This window comes from Bacteroides sp. MSK.18.37 (assembly GCF_019129155.2).
In the GTDB taxonomy this organism is placed as follows: domain Bacteria; phylum Bacteroidota; class Bacteroidia; order Bacteroidales; family Bacteroidaceae; genus Bacteroides; species Bacteroides ovatus.
In genome coordinates this window covers 1,018,059-1,033,582 of record NZ_JAHOIB020000001.1, presented here as the reverse complement: position 1 = coordinate 1,033,582, position 15,524 = coordinate 1,018,059, and the positions used below count along the sequence as shown (strand labels likewise).

Annotated in this window: 22 protein-coding genes and 1 pseudogene; 10 read left to right on the top strand and 13 right to left on the bottom strand. The window is 53.8% G+C overall.

Annotated elements, in window-relative coordinates:
- The first annotated feature begins 414 nt into the window (after window positions 1–414).
- The 10 genes and pseudogenes from KSX81_RS04540 to KSX81_RS04495 all read left to right on the top strand — a co-directional run bounded on the left by KSX81_RS04540 (window position 415) and on the right by KSX81_RS04495 (window position 4,676).
- A complete protein-coding gene (locus KSX81_RS04540; RefSeq protein ID WP_015532445.1) occupies window positions 415–867 on the top strand; it encodes a hypothetical protein in 453 nt (150 codons plus the stop codon).
- 162 nt (window positions 868–1,029) lie between these two features.
- A pseudogene (locus tag KSX81_RS04535) lies at window positions 1,030–1,244 on the top strand (hypothetical protein).
- 11 nt (window positions 1,245–1,255) lie between these two features.
- Entirely contained in the window at window positions 1,256–1,477 is a 222-nt protein-coding gene (locus tag KSX81_RS04530) for a hypothetical protein (protein WP_005944104.1), read from the top strand.
- Window positions 1,478–1,490: 13 nt separating this feature from the next.
- Window positions 1,491–1,913, top strand: a complete 423-nt coding sequence (locus KSX81_RS04525) for a PcfK-like family protein (RefSeq protein WP_005944107.1) — start codon at window positions 1,491–1,493, stop codon at window positions 1,911–1,913.
- 2 nt (window positions 1,914–1,915) lie between these two features.
- Window positions 1,916–3,205 carry a PcfJ domain-containing protein gene (locus tag KSX81_RS04520; protein WP_005944110.1) on the top strand — a complete coding sequence of 430 codons (1,290 nt, stop codon included), beginning with the start codon at window positions 1,916–1,918 and terminating at the stop codon, window positions 3,203–3,205.
- A gap of 24 nt (window positions 3,206–3,229) precedes the next feature.
- Window positions 3,230–3,487, top strand: a complete 258-nt coding sequence (locus KSX81_RS04515) for a hypothetical protein (RefSeq protein WP_005944113.1) — start codon at window positions 3,230–3,232, stop codon at window positions 3,485–3,487.
- Between the two features lie 20 nt (window positions 3,488–3,507).
- Window positions 3,508–3,741: a DUF3873 domain-containing protein gene (locus KSX81_RS04510; protein WP_005944115.1), complete on the top strand. Its 234-nt coding sequence runs from the start codon at window positions 3,508–3,510 to the stop codon at window positions 3,739–3,741.
- The gene (locus KSX81_RS04505) at window positions 3,738–3,983 is read left to right on the top strand and encodes a DUF6956 domain-containing protein (protein ID WP_005944117.1); all 246 of its coding nucleotides are present in this window, start codon (window positions 3,738–3,740) and stop codon (window positions 3,981–3,983) included. The genes KSX81_RS04510 and KSX81_RS04505 overlap by 4 nt, the downstream gene beginning before the upstream one ends.
- Window positions 3,984–4,028: 45 nt before the next feature.
- The gene (locus KSX81_RS04500; RefSeq protein WP_005944119.1) at window positions 4,029–4,337 is read left to right on the top strand and encodes a hypothetical protein; all 309 of its coding nucleotides are present in this window, start codon (window positions 4,029–4,031) and stop codon (window positions 4,335–4,337) included.
- A 117-nt stretch (window positions 4,338–4,454) separates the two neighbouring features.
- Window positions 4,455–4,676: a hypothetical protein gene (locus KSX81_RS04495; RefSeq protein WP_005944120.1), complete on the top strand. Its 222-nt coding sequence runs from the start codon at window positions 4,455–4,457 to the stop codon at window positions 4,674–4,676.
- Between the two features lie 63 nt (window positions 4,677–4,739).
- Here the strand turns inward: KSX81_RS04495 and KSX81_RS04490 are convergent, their stop codons facing one another.
- The 13 genes from KSX81_RS04490 to KSX81_RS04430 are packed head-to-tail and all read right to left on the bottom strand — an operon-like array spanning window position 4,740 to window position 15,515.
- A complete protein-coding gene (locus KSX81_RS04490; RefSeq protein WP_015532448.1) occupies window positions 4,740–5,267 on the bottom strand; it encodes a glycoside hydrolase family protein in 528 nt (175 codons plus the stop codon).
- Window positions 5,264–5,767 carry a DUF3872 domain-containing protein gene (locus tag KSX81_RS04485; protein ID WP_005944124.1) on the bottom strand — a complete coding sequence of 168 codons (504 nt, stop codon included), beginning with the start codon at window positions 5,765–5,767 and terminating at the stop codon, window positions 5,264–5,266. Before KSX81_RS04485 ends, KSX81_RS04490 begins: the two co-directional genes overlap by 4 nt.
- Window positions 5,764–6,666: a toprim domain-containing protein gene (locus tag KSX81_RS04480; protein WP_025066945.1), complete on the bottom strand. Its 903-nt coding sequence runs from the start codon at window positions 6,664–6,666 to the stop codon at window positions 5,764–5,766. The genes KSX81_RS04485 and KSX81_RS04480 overlap by 4 nt, the downstream gene beginning before the upstream one ends.
- Window positions 6,667–6,674: 8 nt before the next feature.
- Window positions 6,675–7,250: a conjugal transfer protein TraO gene (locus KSX81_RS04475; protein ID WP_005944127.1), complete on the bottom strand. Its 576-nt coding sequence runs from the start codon at window positions 7,248–7,250 to the stop codon at window positions 6,675–6,677.
- A gap of 2 nt (window positions 7,251–7,252) precedes the next feature.
- Window positions 7,253–8,239 carry a conjugative transposon protein TraN gene (gene traN, locus KSX81_RS04470; protein WP_005944129.1) on the bottom strand — a complete coding sequence of 329 codons (987 nt, stop codon included), beginning with the start codon at window positions 8,237–8,239 and terminating at the stop codon, window positions 7,253–7,255.
- Window positions 8,240–8,283: 44 nt separating this feature from the next.
- On the bottom strand, window positions 8,284–9,654 hold the full coding sequence (gene traM / locus KSX81_RS04465) for a conjugative transposon protein TraM (protein WP_005944132.1): 1,371 nt from the start codon (window positions 9,652–9,654) through the stop codon (window positions 8,284–8,286).
- A complete protein-coding gene (locus KSX81_RS04460; protein WP_005944136.1) occupies window positions 9,623–9,943 on the bottom strand; it encodes a TraL conjugative transposon family protein in 321 nt (106 codons plus the stop codon). The genes traM and KSX81_RS04460 overlap by 32 nt, the downstream gene beginning before the upstream one ends.
- 6 nt (window positions 9,944–9,949) lie before the next feature.
- Window positions 9,950–10,573 (bottom strand): conjugative transposon protein TraK, encoded by a 624-nt coding sequence (traK, locus tag KSX81_RS04455; RefSeq protein WP_004308925.1) that lies wholly within the window; start codon window positions 10,571–10,573, stop codon window positions 9,950–9,952.
- Window positions 10,574–10,604: 31 nt separating this feature from the next.
- Window positions 10,605–11,609 (bottom strand): conjugative transposon protein TraJ, encoded by a 1,005-nt coding sequence (gene traJ, locus KSX81_RS04450; RefSeq protein ID WP_005944138.1) that lies wholly within the window; start codon window positions 11,607–11,609, stop codon window positions 10,605–10,607.
- A gap of 3 nt (window positions 11,610–11,612) precedes the next feature.
- Window positions 11,613–12,242, bottom strand: a complete 630-nt coding sequence (locus KSX81_RS04445; RefSeq protein WP_005850484.1) for a DUF4141 domain-containing protein — start codon at window positions 12,240–12,242, stop codon at window positions 11,613–11,615.
- Window positions 12,243–12,265: 23 nt separating this feature from the next.
- Window positions 12,266–12,646: a DUF3876 domain-containing protein gene (locus KSX81_RS04440; RefSeq protein WP_005944150.1), complete on the bottom strand. Its 381-nt coding sequence runs from the start codon at window positions 12,644–12,646 to the stop codon at window positions 12,266–12,268.
- A 29-nt stretch (window positions 12,647–12,675) separates the two neighbouring features.
- Window positions 12,676–15,186, bottom strand: coding sequence for a TraG family conjugative transposon ATPase (locus tag KSX81_RS04435; protein WP_005944152.1), 2,511 nt, complete (start codon window positions 15,184–15,186; stop codon window positions 12,676–12,678).
- The gene (locus KSX81_RS04430) at window positions 15,183–15,515 is read right to left on the bottom strand and encodes a DUF4133 domain-containing protein (protein ID WP_005944155.1); all 333 of its coding nucleotides are present in this window, start codon (window positions 15,513–15,515) and stop codon (window positions 15,183–15,185) included. The genes KSX81_RS04435 and KSX81_RS04430 overlap by 4 nt, the downstream gene beginning before the upstream one ends.
- Window positions 15,516–15,524 lie beyond the last annotated feature (9 nt).

Below are 15,524 nucleotides of genomic sequence, written 5' to 3'. Positions count from 1 at the left end.
AATAATTTGTATCTTTGTTCTCCTAAGTTACGAAAAGAGTGTAATTTATTGGAAATGAGCGTAGGTTAATTGCTCATGATAGTAATAGGTTACGATTTAGTTAGTTATCTACTGCATCATCCTTCTGCGCATTGCGTAACCTTCAAAGAACTCTTCGTATGCAAAAGTAACAATAAAACGGGAGATTTTGAAATGAATCTCCCTAATTTTTTTCTTCTCATACAAGTTTTTCCGTAAAAGCGGTTTTATCCGTCGGTACACCATCGCCCAAAAGGATTTTGAACGGACGTATGCCGACTGCCGCATAAGCGGCGAAAAGGGCTTTGCCTCACGCCTAAACAACAGTTTAGACTGATGATGCAAGGCCCATTTCTTTTGTGCTTATGCCAAAGAGGTGCTTTTACGGGTTCGCAGATGATTTCTTTTTCCGCTGTTCCTTTGAGCCGTAAGCGGAAAGCCGTGTCTGACCGCCCGATCCATAAATGGAACAAGCCGTCATGCACGGCAGGCAAACCGGGAAGAATGATTTTATCCGTCAGACCGGACACGCTCGGACAGACATATAAAATCATACTTCCTTGCCGGTGGTTTACCCGGTTCCACGCTTCCGGCTATGTCCCTTTTCCTTTTTGGCGTTTTCCCTTTTTCACGGATTTCTCTTTTGAAGTTTTCCTGTCTAATCTGCCTCCACTTCCGTTTACCTCCATTTTCGCGTCTTTCAGTGAGCCGCATCAGGCAGTCATTTCCGTTCTGGGCGCAAAGGTAATTCCGGGATTGGACGGGAATGCAAGGTCAAGCCTCCTGTTTTCGGAAAAAATCTCCAGCCCTGCGGGTAGTATTTTTCCCGAAAAACCTTGCATTCCCTAATCCCTACCTTTTCAAGCACCCGAAACGAAAACGACCGATGCGACAGAAAGACGCATAAAAAAAATGTCGGATAAACGAGAGGCAGATAAGATAGTTTGAAACTCAACTCCCTCAGCTCTTGAATCCGCATTAAAAAAATAAAAAATCAAAAACAGCGAAGATATGACGGCAACGGCAAATTTCAGACAAATGGCGCAGTACATAGGGTTTGCGATATGCGGCTTAATGGTGCGCACCGCCTTCGGGGTGTTCGGCATCCTTTGGGCATCATTAGAGAGATTGTAAACGGAGTGTTCCGAGTGGCGATAGGCGTAATCGTGGCTATCCTTTCCACTATCGCCTTCTTCGGTTTCATCCTTTGGTTATTCACCCTTTAACCCCTACCGACATGGCAAAGAGAAGCAGCAAAACGGTAGCGCAGCAATGCAGATACTACGAGGTGGACAACATCTTCGTGTACATGGTGGAAACGTACATCAACGGCAACATATCCGTGTTCCGTGAACTCTACCGAGAACTGAACAAGGACGCACGGAGGGATTTTACAGACTTCCTTCTGAGCGAGGTAGAGCCGACCTATTGGAGAGAGATACTGAAACAGACAATCTAAAAACGACAGCGATATGAAAGGAACAGAACATTTCAAGAGAACGATACAGATGTATCTGGAGCAGCGTGCAGCGGAAGATGCGCTCTTTGCGAAGAACTACCGCAACCCTGCTAAGAACATAGACGATTGCGTCACCTACATTCTCAACTACGTGCAGCGGAGCGGTTGCAACGGCTTCACGGACGGGGAGATATTCGGGCAAGCCGTCCACTACTATGACGAGAACGAGATAGAGGTAGGCAAGCCCATTCAGTGCCACGTGGCGGTGAACCATGTTGTGGAACTCACGGCGGAGGAAAAGGCGGAAGCACGGCAGAACGCAGTCCGCAGATACCAAGAAGAAGAACTCCGCAAGTTGCAGAACCGCAGCAAGCCGAGAACCGCCACCAAAGCGACCGCACAAGAAGTACAACAACCCAACCTATTCAATTTCTGATTATGAAACCGAGAACACCCATACAGCAGGAAGTCGCACGATTAAGCGAGCGACTGCCCAAATTGACCGCCACACAGAGGGCATACGCTTTCCGTCATTGCTTCAAGCATTACGCCATCAAGAGGGCGGACGGCACGAACATCTGCACCGAGTGTGGACATTCGTGGAGGAGTGAACACGACCTTGCGGACACCGTTTGCGGATGCACCTGCCCCCATTGCGGCATGAAGCTGGAAGCGTTGCGCACCCGAAAGAGCGTGTTCAGCGAGAACGAGTATTTCTGCATCATCACCACCTGCAAGCAGTACCAAGTGATACGCTTCTTCTTCGTCAAATCCCGATACAAGGCAGGGCAGGCAGCCGAGTATTCCATTTATGAAGTGGTGCAAAGGTGGATTTCGCCCAAAGGCACAACCGTCACTGTCGCCCGACTGCGAGGAATGTCCATACTTTACTACGACCTATGGGCGGAATACAGCGACATGGAGGTACGCAAGAACAACAAACTCCGTGCATACGATATAAACCCCGTCTGCACCTATCCCCGACAGCGTTTCATACCCGAACTGAAACGCAACGGCTTCAATGGCGAATACCACAACATACTGCCTTACGACCTTTTCACGGCTATCCTTTCCGACAGCCGAGCCGAAACGCTGTTGAAGGCAGGGCAATATCCCATGTTGCGCCACTACATCCGCAGTTCCTTTGACATAGAGAGGTATTGGGCATCCATAAAGATATGTATCCGTAACGGTTACACCATTTCGGACGGCTCCATGTGGCGTGACACCATAGACCTCCTGCGTCATTTCGGCAAGGACACGAACAGCCCGAAGTACGTCTGTCCCTCCGACCTCAAAGCCGAACACGACAGACTTATGCACAAGCGCAACAAGGAGATAGAGCGCAAGAAGTTGGAGGAACGCATCCGCCAAGCGAAGAAACACGAGAAGGCATACCGCAAACTCAAAGGCATATTCTTCGGCATTGCCTTTACGGACGGCACTTTGCAGGTGCGTGTGTTGGAGAGCGTGGCGGAGTTTGCAGCGGAAGGGACGGAACTGCACCATTGCGTGTTTTCCAACTCCTATTTCCTTGAAAAGAACTCCCTTATCCTATCCGCCACCATTGACGGCAAGCGCATAGAAACGGTGGAGGTTTCCTTGAAGACATTGGAGGTGGTGCAAAGTCGTGGCTTGCACAATTCCAATACCGAGTACCACGACCGCATTGTAAACCTTGTGAACAGCAACGTGAACCTTATCCGCCAGCGGATGGAAGCGGCATAGTATCAACCTATAATACCCAATAGTATGGAAGTAAGAATTGAAAGCATGATTTGTCTGTGGGACGATAAAATCCCCACGATGTTCCTTGAATTTGTAAACCTCCTCACTCTTGCAACGAGTGAGGAGCAGTTAAGACGGAGTGTAAAGGACTTTGCCGAGAAGCACGAACTTGACAGGTTTTTCCTTTACGGCTTCGGCTCCCACCATTTCTACCTGCACCAACGCTATACGAGTGACCCCGAAATGGTGATGAAGAACAGAATTCTGTCAGTACATTTTTAACCACCCTAAAATCAACGATTATGGCAACACGAATGACCATCAACGGAATAAGCACCTGCACGGAAGCAGGTACGGAGAAATACGAGCGTTTCCAATTAGGTATCGGCAGACGCAAGCGGACACTTGTGCAGTACGACTACCGCCACCCCACAGACGGAGAGTTGTTCTCTTGTGTCAAACCCACATTGGACGAGTGCCGAGCCGCACGGGACAAGTGGCTCACGGAAAAGGAAGAAAAGGAGGACAACCGATGAAAGCAGCCTATCAAACGCTGATAGTGAAGTTCAGCCAGCCTATCAAAGTTTTGGACGGCATCTTTGACGATGCCGAAGCGTGGGGAGTTGATACCCTAAAAGGGTGGATAGACGACTACGAGAGCAGCAGGTTTACCGCCATCAACAGCCATACGGCAGTCATCACAAGCGAGTACAATATGGAGTGCCTGATGGAATGGCTGAAACGAAACACCCCCATTGCCGAGATAACAGAATGTTAAACAAGTTGGCGGTGTCCGCACCGCCAACCTAAAACCAAGAAAAGCATGATAGCAAAGACGATTTTACAGCAGATAGGCGGCAGACGCTTTGTCGCCATGACGGGAAGCAAGGATTTTACAGACATGGGCAACGGCTTACGCATGAGCCTTGCGAGGAACAAGACGAGCGCAAACCGTCTTGACATCATCTACGATGCCGGCTTAGACCTTTACAATATGCGTTTCTACCGCAAAACGTTCAGTAAAAAGACATTCGAGTGCAAGACGAAGGACATCGAAACGCACGAGGGCATATACTGCGATATGCTGGAAGAAATGTTCACGATGGTAACGGGACTCTACACCCGTTTTTAAGTGGCGGCGGCAAAAGCCGCCCTACTTTCTTTCGGTGAGCATGATGGCGGACAAAGAAAGTAGCAAAGAAACCGCTGTCCCAATCTACGATAGTATTCACAAAAACAAGTTTCAATCATGGAAGAAATCAGACAAAACGGAAAAATCATCTTGCACAGCGATGACGGAATAAGCATAAAGATGATTTTCAAAAACCTCACGGGGAAGAATTTTCAAGGTCAGAAATATGCAGAGTATATCCGGCACATCGCAATCGGGGAGATGGGATTTTCGCCCGGCATCATAGAGCATTGCAGGGACGGTGAAGTAATCGGCAAGGGAAAAATCCCGAATGTATGAAAAGCGGAAAATCCGATGAAGTTGCGGCTTCATCGGATTTTCATTTGTCAGGCATTTGCCATGTTACGGAATGTACAGCAGTGCAAACTCCGCCTTTCTCCGTTTGAGCAGCATGGCGTGCCGTTTACCCTTGTAGTTGCAGAAAGCGATATATTCCCGGTAAATGTTCCTGTCGCCCGCCTCCAATTTTCGGATCAGCGTGCTTTTGGGTATCTTTCCGCTCCCCAAAAGCCGGTATGGACCGACATTGTAGGCGAGCGTGGCAAGGAGCAGACTGTCACGCCCGAACTTGCGGAACATGGCGCAGAACTTCCGCAAGTCTTTCCGCAGGAGCGCGTCCGCCTGCCGCTTCGTCATGGTGCGTGCCGAATACCTTTCCCCCGGCTGCACCTGATGCCCCCAGCCCACGTATGGGTGGTGTTTCTCCGAATGCCAGCCCTCGAAATACTTCGTACACCGAACCGCCCGCTCGAAAGGCGGCAGGCGGTAGATTGCCGCCTGCCCGTCCGTCCCCTTCTGACGGCTGTCCCGTGCGGACACGGAACAGACCGCCAGTAGCGAACAGAGGATAGCCATGAATACACGCATCATCTTGGCAGAGGTTTGTAATTGCCGATGGGGATGACGGTCTGAATGTCGTCCTTCACGTTCCGGTTGTTGAAGTTAAATTCCAATTCGTAGGAATTTTTGAAATTGTCCTCCACCACCACGATGAAGTTGTGCGCCTCGTCGCCCTCAGCCGTATAGTACAGCCGGAACTTCTCGTTTTCGAGCAGGTAGCGGTCATTGGGCAGGAAAGTGATGCCATTGTCCATCTTCAGCGTGCCTTCCCCCTCGAACTGGAAATACCGGATGGTGTAGAGCGTGTTGGCAAATTCGCCTGTCTTTTTCAGCTCACAGCGGATTTCCACCGTCTGCCCCTTTGTCACCTTGTTGGGTACGGGCATCGTTTCCACCGTGAACGGATAGGATTGCTGGATGTCCATGTCATCGTCACACGATGCGAGCGTGAGCGACACGGCGGCGAACAGGCAGAGTGCCAACGCCTTGAAGATGGATGTTCTCTTGTTCTTGTTGTTCAGTATGTTCATTGTCCTTTGATTTTTAAGTTATTGTTCATTTCTTTTTTTGCTGTCCGTTGCAGATACTCGTTCAAGTCCTTGCAACCGTCATAGAGTGCGGAACGGTCACAGACACGTCCGCCGTAGTGTCCTTTGAGGACTTCCAGCGTCCTCCGCCCGGATTCGTCACGGTCGAGGAAGCAGTCGATGCGCCCGTACCCGTCCAAGTGTTTCACCGCCTTGCCTACGTTGGCGACGGAGTTCAGCACAAGGCTGTCGCCATTGCCGCCTATGCCGAGTGTGTCAGCGGACAGAAAGTCCATGAAACCCTCGAACACGCTGCATACGTCAGAGGCGGTATCTTCCGGTTTTATCAGTGACACATCTTTGGGTGGTATGCAACCCTTAAAATAGCGGCTCCGGATTTCGTAGCCACCAGCCACGTTCGGGAAGCCAACTGTGAAATACCGCTTTCCACGCACGCCATAGTTCAGGCGGCAGCAGTGGCGGGATGCAACGGCATAAGGGATGCCCCGTTCCGCCAGATAGTCCGTCAGTGGTGAGCGGAGCAGCGGGACGGCTTCCACTCCCTCAAAGGCAGGTTCGGACGGTTCCGGCAGGTACAACGGCTTTTTCGCTGAGACAAATGGCATACGCACAGTTTCCGCTATGAATCCCGCCTGCGCCATGAAGTCACCGCTTCGGGCAAACTCCCCGGCAAGCGTGAAGATGTCACCGCCCTTGCCCAAGCCGAAGTCGTACCAGAGCCGTTTCGCCACGTTCACGCGGAAAGAGGGCGTGCGCTCATTGCGGTATGGCGCATGATACCACAGCTCGTTTCCGCTCCTTCGGACAGGCTCATGTCCCAACCGTGCGAGAAAGTCCGCGAGGGATATTTGCCTCATAGTGTCTATATCCGTCCGTTCCATGCGGCGCATCAGTTGATGATGAACTTTATACCCATGCCCCACTGCGTATGAAATTTCTTCGTGTCGCCACCCCACAGGCAACGCTCCCGGAGGTTGGCGAGCAGGGCGATACGGTCAGCCACGTAAAACTCCACGTCCAGCGTCAGCGCACCGCCATAGACGAAGGCGTCCCGGTCATGCAGTGTCGAGCCGTCATGCAGCACCTTTTCGCCCCAATTCACCGATTCATACCCGGCGAGAGCCGAAGCCCCCGCATAGACGAACACGATTTTACGGGCATCGGAAAGTATCTTGAAATAGTAGCCGCCTTCCGCCGTGAACTGCGCCACAGGTATGGAAGTGTCCTTGTAGGGGTTGTTCTTCAGAATATACTCACCTCCGAACACCCATTTATTACCCTTCTTCGTGTAGGTGGAGAGAGCCGCCCCGAAACTGTACCCGCCGTCGTTACCGCCGGGTTTGAAGCCGTCTGCCAGATTCGCCCTGACCTCGATACCCTGCATCTTCGGCAGGCATCGCTGGGCGTGCGCCTGCCCCGTGAAGAGTGCAAGCGACGCGATGATTATTGCGATGTGCTTTCTCATGGTCAGCGCACTTGGAGTTCGTTAATCGTGTTTGCACGTACCAAATCCTCATTTTCGATCACGAAAGACTGGTGGCGACCTCCGTTCTTCTCGTTCAGCTCCACCACGAGGCACTTGCCGTCGGGGATGGTGAACTTCGCCATCGTGAAGACCGTGCGCTCGCTTTTTTTGCCCGGCACGAACGTGGCGTAGTTCTGTGCGCGGAGCGGCAGGATGACACGCTCCTGCACGGCGGTACGCTTCGCCACCTTCTTGTCCACGATTTTCCATGTGATGTAGTCCACATCGAAAGGCACGTTGCTCTGGTTCCTGATTTCCGTGTGGAAATACAGAAGCCCGTTGTGCGTGTATATGCCTTTCAGAAGGTACTGGATGCCGAAACGCTTGCAGCCGATATGCTTCACCTCACGTTTGTTCTGCTTGTGGATGGACTTCATGATAAGGCGCACCAGCATCGGGCTTTCGCTGCCCAGCTCTTTCAGGTAGATTTCCTGCGCGTTGTTCGGGCGGTTCACCGCCTCGCCGTCATGGATGAAGTCGCACATCTCCACATTGAGCAGCAGCGGCTCGGCGGCGTACTTCACGTTGAAGGTGTAGAAACTCCCGTCCTCCGTGATGACAGACATGTTGGTTTCGTTCGGGAAGTTCCTCACGGTTGCCTTCACACGGATGACGTTCTCCGCTCCGTCGGCTTTGCCCGCGATCAGGTCGGGCGAGCCTAAATCGACATAGCGCACCTCCGCCGGGAAGATGACATGCACGGTCTTGTCGTAGGTCACTTCCAAGCCGTGCGGGGGAACCATGCGGTCAAAGCCCAGCTTTCTCGTCAGACCGTGATACAGGTCGCCGTCCGCCTCCTTCTGCGGATAGACCTCCTTTGTCAAGGTCGGTTGGTCACTTCCGTTGCTTTGCCCAACGGTTACGTTTTCCTGCGCGTTGGCAGTTGCGATGCCCATAGCGAGGGCAAACATCATGATTACTTTTTTCATTTTACTTTGGATTTTTAGTGGTAAATAAAAATTTGATTATTTCCTTAATTCACTCCTTGATAGAGCATGACCCTGTACCCGGCTTTCAGATGCACTTTGACGGTGCGCATCTTCTTGGCTATATACTGGCTCGTGCCTTGTATCAGCCCCTTGCCCAAGTCGGAGGCGAGCTGCGCCCCGGCATTGGTGGAGATGTTGATGCTGCTCCCCAGCGAGCCGCCCATGTTGGCGGCAACCTCCCGGACAGCGTTCATCTCCATCGAGTTGGGGATGAATATGCCGGGCTGTCCGTCCGTGTCATAGACCTCCAACTCCACCGGGATAACCGTACCGTCGTGTTCCAGCGAGGTGATTTCGATAGCGAGCCGTTCGCCCTGAATCTTGGCTGCGCCGACCACCACCGCATTACGGGGAATGATCCGGTCTGCTACCGCCATCGGCTCCAGCAAGCGCAACCTGACCGCCTGCCCGTCCGTCACGCTCTGCGCCCCATAGACACATGCCGGTATGGTGTTCCTGTCCGATACGGTTGTAATGCCCACCGCCGTGTTGAAACTGCGGTTGCGTTCCTGCGAGAAGGAAGCGACAAATTCGGCATTGCTCACGGGCTGTCCGAGCGAGGACACCACCTGATGCGTCACCTGCCTGACGGGTTTTGCCGTATTCTTTCCGGCTTTCTGCACGGGGGACGGCTCTGTGGTCTGTCCCGCCGCCTGCGTGCCGTTCTGACCGCCCATGTACTTCGCCGCCAGCTCGTAGGATTTTTCCATGAGTGCCACCTGCTCGTCCATCGTGGAGCTTCTCTCTTTTCCGCTTTCCAGTTCGGATTCGAGCGTGGCGATGCGTTCCAGCAGTTCGTCCATCTCCGCATTGTCGTTCTTCGGCTGCTCGTAGAAGTTGCCGAGTGTGGCATTGAGGTCACGGTAGGCAGCTGCCGAGGACTGGATGGTTTTCGGCGCGGGCTTCACCGCCTCTTCCGTTCCGCCGGGATTGGCAAGGTCGAAGTCGCTGTCCCCATCCGCTGCCGCCGTTTCGCGGTCGAACAGGTCGCCCAACTGCTGCATGGCGCGGCTGCGGTTCTCCTGCCGTTCCTCCATTGCCCCCTGCTCGTAGGCTTTCGCCTTGTCACCGATAATCCGGCGGTTCTCCTTGTCCGCGTCGGGCATCTCGATGTTGTAGCCGCTTGTTCCCGGTTCCTGCTCCTTGCCGGAGGACGGGGCGAATATCAGCCACATCGCCCCGATGAATACCAGCACCATAGCGGGAAGCACTATCATTTTCTGACGTTTCAGCCGTTGGGCTTCGGTCAGCGGCTTGCGCTCCTTCTTCGGCTTGTCGTTGCCGGGAGCCGTCTTGTTTTCGGGCTTGCTCTCCGTCTTGTTCTCAATCTTCGTTTCGTTCTTTGTCTGTTCCATATAAATAAGGTATTAAGTGATTTTCCGTTTTTTGCTGTACGGACAGTTCCACCTGTCCGGCATGGTCTGTCACCATCCGGCTACCGTCATTCCTGCCGATGTCATAGACGGCTTTACCGAAAGTGTAGAGGGCAAGCGTGGCGAATGCGGCGAGCATTGCCAGCACGATGCGCCTGCGTGTCTTCGGCGGCAAACCGTCCAGATAGCCCCTGAGCCTTGCCACCAGCATTTTCTTTTTGTCATGGAGTTTCCAATATGCGCCCCAAAATGATTTCTTGATTTTCTTCATATCCGTTTACCTTTTGATGGTTTGTAAATCCTTGTTCTCGATGATGGTGAATCCCTCGATGGTGAACCCGTTGGGGTTGTCGTCCGAACGAGACGAGTTCAAGAGGCGACAAGTGGTCACGAGGCTGCGCTCTGTGACGTTGCTCTGCCGGATGATCTTCTGCGTGGCGTAGGTCACGGCACGGTAGGGATAGCCGTTGAAGTCGCACACCACACTGTCCACTTTCAGCACTTGGTTGATGTTACCGGCGATGATGCGGTTGTAGTACCCTTTCTCGGCGAAGTCCGAATAGTAGTTGTACACGCTCTTGTCCGCCAGCAGCAACGCACGCTTCACGTTGTGTTCTATCGCGCTCTTTTCGGGCGAGAGCGTGAAAAACAGCTCGTGGAAGCGGCGCACATGCTCCCTCGCTTCCGCCGGACGGTTCTGCGAGAGGTCCTGCGAGAGTGCCAGCATCAGCGACTTGCCGTTATCCAGCACATAGATCTTTTCACGCTGCCGCTCCGCGAAGCGGTAGGAACTCCACACGCTCCATACCGTTATCACGGCGCACAGCGAGAGGAAGACGATACCGAACAGGCGTATCTGCCTGAACGATGATTCGATGTTTTTGAGTGACTTGAATTCCATTTTACTTTTTCCGTTTATAATTGCACATTGATTATTTCAGCAGTTTCCCGGCACGTCCGACCATGTTGCCTGCGGTAGCACCCGCCACGCTGCCCGCCATGCTTCCGGCGCGTCCCGCCATCTGGTTCACGTTGCGCCCGTAGCCGCCCATGCCCCCGGCTTGAATGATCCAGCCCGCCACCGTCGGAATGGTGAAGTAGCCGATGATGCCGATTATCATGAACACGATATACACCCCGTCGCTGGAATCCAGCGAGAAGTTGGGGTCGGTCTGCATGCGCTCGATGTCGCTCTGGAGCATCAACACCTGAATCTTGGCGAGTATGGTGCTGAATATGTCCGACACGGGCAGCCACAGATAGACCTGAATGTAGCGGCATATCCACTGCGTGAGCGTGCTTTGGAAGCCGTCCCACACCGATATGGCGAAGGCTATCGGACCGAGTATCGCCAGCACCACGAGGAAGAACGTGCGGATGGTGTCTATCACGAGGGCGGCGGCTTGGAACATCAGTTCCAGTATCTCGCGGAAGAAGTCGCGGATGCCCTTCTTCATCTTGTACATCCCCCGGTCGATATACATCCCCGCCATCGTCACCATGTCGGAGGGCGACCAGCCCAATTCCTCCAGTTGCTTGTCAAACTCCTCGTTGGACACGAGGTAGGCGGTTTCGGGATTGCGCACCATCGCCTCGTATTCCAGCCTGTCCTTCTGCTCACGGTACTTGTTCATGTCCAAAGTCTGCGTTTCGAGCAGTTTCGCCGTACCCTGCACGACGGGCGAGAGGACGCTGTTTATCGTGCCAAGCACCACCGTAGGGAAGAACATGATGCACAGACCGACGGCAAAGGGACGGAGCATCGGGAAGACGTCTATCGGTTCGGCTCTCGCCAGCGACTGCCATACCCGGTAGGCGACATAGAAGAGCGCGCCCAGCCCGGCGATGCCTTTCGCCACGCCCGCCATGTCGGCGCACAGCGGCATCATCTGCTCGTAGAGCGAGCGGAGAATCTGGTGAAGGTTGTCGAACTCCATAGGCTACCAGTATCTTTCGTTCATACTGCCGTACAGCCCCATGATGCGGTCAAGGTCGTTTTTCTTCTTCGCACGCAGGTAGCTCACGCTGATGTTCTTGTTGGTGTAGTAGCTCACGAGGTTGCGGTAACGTTTCATCTTGGAGTGGCAGCGTTCCACCACGTCCATGCGCTCCTTGTCCGTCATGGAGAGCGTGGTGATGTTCACCACGTTCTTCAGCTCCGTCAGCACGTCGTTGGATTCCTCCAGCAGCTTCGTGTACCCGAAGGCGATGGCTCCGAGTTCCTCCACCGTGAAGTTGTCGTCGCGCAGCATCTTCTGGAAGCTGGTCACGTAGATGTCCGTGATGTCGCCCACCATCAGGATGGTCTGCTGCACCTTGCGGGCGTCCTTGACCAGATTGTTCACCGATTTGAGGGCGTCGTAATACTTCTTGCCCTGCTCGTATATTTTCACCGTTTCCTGAAAGTTGTTCACCATGTTCGTGGCGGTCTTCGAGGTGTGGATGATGTTCTTCGAGGCGTTGATGATGCCTTGCGCCAGATTGCCCGGATCGCTCACGACCCATTGGGCGGAAGCCCTGCCCGCGAAAAGCAGGCACAGGCAGATGACGAATGTTATTCTTGTTCTCATGTTTCTTTGGATTTTAGCGGTTCTTATTTTTCTGCCGGAGTTTCCGGCTGCGGCTTCACACGCACGTAGTCCCCGTTGGGTGAGAAGGTCAGCACGTCGGTGGCTTCGTTATACGCCACGTCGATGCGGAAGCCGGTGTTCATGAACAGGTTGCCGTTCTCCTCCTGCAAGAGATAGGTTTCCGGTTTCAGCCTGCGGCGGATGCCGCTCCGTTTGAATACCGTCACCTTGTAGGCTTCGCCCTCCTTGTAGATAAGCACGTCGGGCTTGCCCTCCACGCTTTCCCATTTCCCGCACAGCAAGTCGCGGCGGTTCTCCGCCACGTCGCAGGATTGCAGCACCATGACCGCCAGTCCGATTAAACACTTGCTGACTTGCAGCATTTTAATTTTTGATATGCTCATACGCTTTTCTTTTTTTGTTGATGATTGGTTTATTGATTGTTCTTGTTTCTCCGCCTTTCGGCAAGCTGCCGGATGGCGGCTTCGATGTCGCCGCCCAATTGCTCCGCCAGACGGTACACCTCCACCTTTTCCGTTTCCTCGGTGGTGTACGCCAGATATTCCTCCGCGCTCACCTCGGTGGCATAGACCGCCGACTGCGTGCCGCCCAAGCCTATCCACACCTCCTTGTAGAGCCGTGAGGGGTTGTTCGCCATGTTGATGGAGAGTATCTGCGACTTCTCCTTCTCCGTCAGTCCGAGCAACGCCTGAATCTGGTCGAACTTGTTCATGTACTTGCGCTGGTCGAGCAGGATTTTACAGTCCGAGTTGTTGATGATGCTCTCCTTGACAACGGGTGAGGAAATGATGTCGTCCACCTCCTGCGTCACCACGATTGCCTCACCGAAATACTTGCGCACCGTCTTGTACATATAGCGCAGGTAGTCAGCCATATTTGCCGAAGAGAGAGCCTTCCAAGCCTCTTCCACGATAAGCTGCTTTCTCACACCTTTCAGACGCCGCATCTTGTTGATGAAGGCTTCCATGATGATGATGGTCACTACCGGGAACAGTTCGCGGTTGTCCTTGATGGAATCAATCTCGAAGACGATGAACCGTTTGCCCAGCAGGTCGATGTTCTCCGCCGAGTTGAGCAGGAAGTCGTAGCGTCCGCCCCGGTAATACTGCCGCATGGTGGTGAGCATGTTGTCGATGTTGAAGTCCTCCTTCTCCACCTTGATGTCACGCTCCGCCAGTTCCCTGCGGTAGTCGTCGCGCATGTACTCGTAGAAAGTGTTGAACGACGGCACGATGCTCCGGTCTGCCCTGATGCGCTCGATGTAGGCACTCACGGCACTGCCCAATTCCCCGCTTTCGGTTTTCGTCACCTTGTCGTCCTCCGACTTCCAGAGCGTCAGCAGCAGCGTCTTGATGCTGTCCTTCTTCTCCACGTCAAACACGTAGTCGTCGGTGTAGAACGGGTTGAAGCTGATGGGCTTCTCCTCCGTGTAGGTGAAATACACGCCGTCCGTGCCGCCCGTCTTGCGCCGTATCATCTCGCACAATCCCTGATAGGAGTTTCCCGTGTCCACCAATACCACATGCGCGCCCTGCTCGTAATATTGGCGCACCAAATGGTTCATGAAGAACGACTTGCCGCTACCCGAAGGACCTAATACGAACTTGTTCCTGTTCGTGGTGATGCCCCGCTTCATCGGCAGGTCACTGATGTCGAGGTGCAGCGGTTTTCCCGTGAGCCTGTCCACCATCTTGATGCCGAAGGGCGAGAGCGAGCTGCGGTAGTTGGTTTCCTCCGTGAAGAGGCACACCGCCTGTTCAATGAAGGTGTGGAAACTCTCTTCCGCCGGAAAGTCCGCAGCATTGCCGGGCATCGCCGCCCAATAGAGTGTCGGGCAGTCGATGGTGTTGTGGCGCGGCACGCACTCCATGCTTGCCAGCTGGCTGCCCACGTCGTTCTTTATGTGCTTCAGCTCTTCCGCGTCGTCGCTCCACACCATGACGTTGAAGTGCGCCCGCACCGAGGTCAGACCGTAGGAGTGCGCCTCGTTCAAGTATCGGTCTATCCACTCGCGGTTGATGCTGTTGCTCCGGCTGTATCGGGATAACGACTGCATATTCCTCGCGGACTTCTCGAATTTTTGAAGGTTCTCCTCGCTGTTGTCGATAATCACGTACTGGTTGTAGATGTGGTTGCAGGAGAGCAGCAGCCCCACCGGGGATGCAAAGGAGAGGCGGCAGTCCGAGCGGTCGGTGGAGAGTTTCTCATACCGGGTGTCGGTAGCCACCGTGCCGGGCAGGTCTTCCGCGTCGGACAGGGTGTGCAGGCACAGGCGGTTGTCGCCGATGCGCATCTCCCGTGCCGAGAGGTCTATGTCCTGCAACGTGGCATCGCCTTCGGGCATGAGCGAGAAATAACGCTCTATCAGTCCGGTTTTGCCTTCCGTCCCCACAATCTCGTCGGTGGAGAGGCGGCGCAGCCTGACAAAGCCGCTGTCGTTGATGATGCGCTCGAACTGTTCCGCAGCCTCCATGAACTTCGCGGCGGTTTCCTTGTCCAGCTCCTTCGGGATGATATGCCCCCGGCACAGCGTGCTGAAATTGCTCTGCATCCGGTTACGCTCCTTCGTCGTCTTGGTTAGGTAGAGGTAGCACGTGTGCTTCAGGTACGGTCGCTCGTTGAAGTGACGCTCGAAGCTCCGTGAGAGGAAACTCATGTCCTCCTTTTGCAACTCCGGTCTGTACTTCTCCTTGATGAACCAGTCCTGCTTGTGGACAACGGAGAAGTCCGGCAGCACCTTGATCGCCTTGCACCAGCAGCCGTGTATCGCCTCGTACTCCGCGCCCGTCACGGTGTAAAGCTCCGGCAGCTCCACCTCGAAAGCCACCGTGATGTCGGCGTCTTTGGAGATGATGCAGCCTTGCTCCACCGCTAATAGCGGGAACTTGTTTTCCAGTGTTGTCATTTTGGATGTATTCCTCATGTCGTTTCTTCCTTTCGTTTCCGTTTGAATAATCGGGTGATCCGCCGCCGGTTGATAAGGTATCGGGGATGGCTCCTTGTTGCCCCTAATTTCATCAGTCCGTGTTCGCCGTACCGGGCGTTCAGTGCGAAGGTCTGCCACACGAGGACGGAAGACGATGCCACGCCGAAGCCGATACATACCCACTGGTCGATGCCGACCATGTAGAGGATGACGAACAGGACGAAGAGAGCCAGCAGACCTCCGCAGAAGATGAAGAGGTACTGAGCCTTCAAGCCCTTGAATTCTACCGGACGGCCGATACCCTTGTTTATCGGGTATTCAGCCATACATTGGTT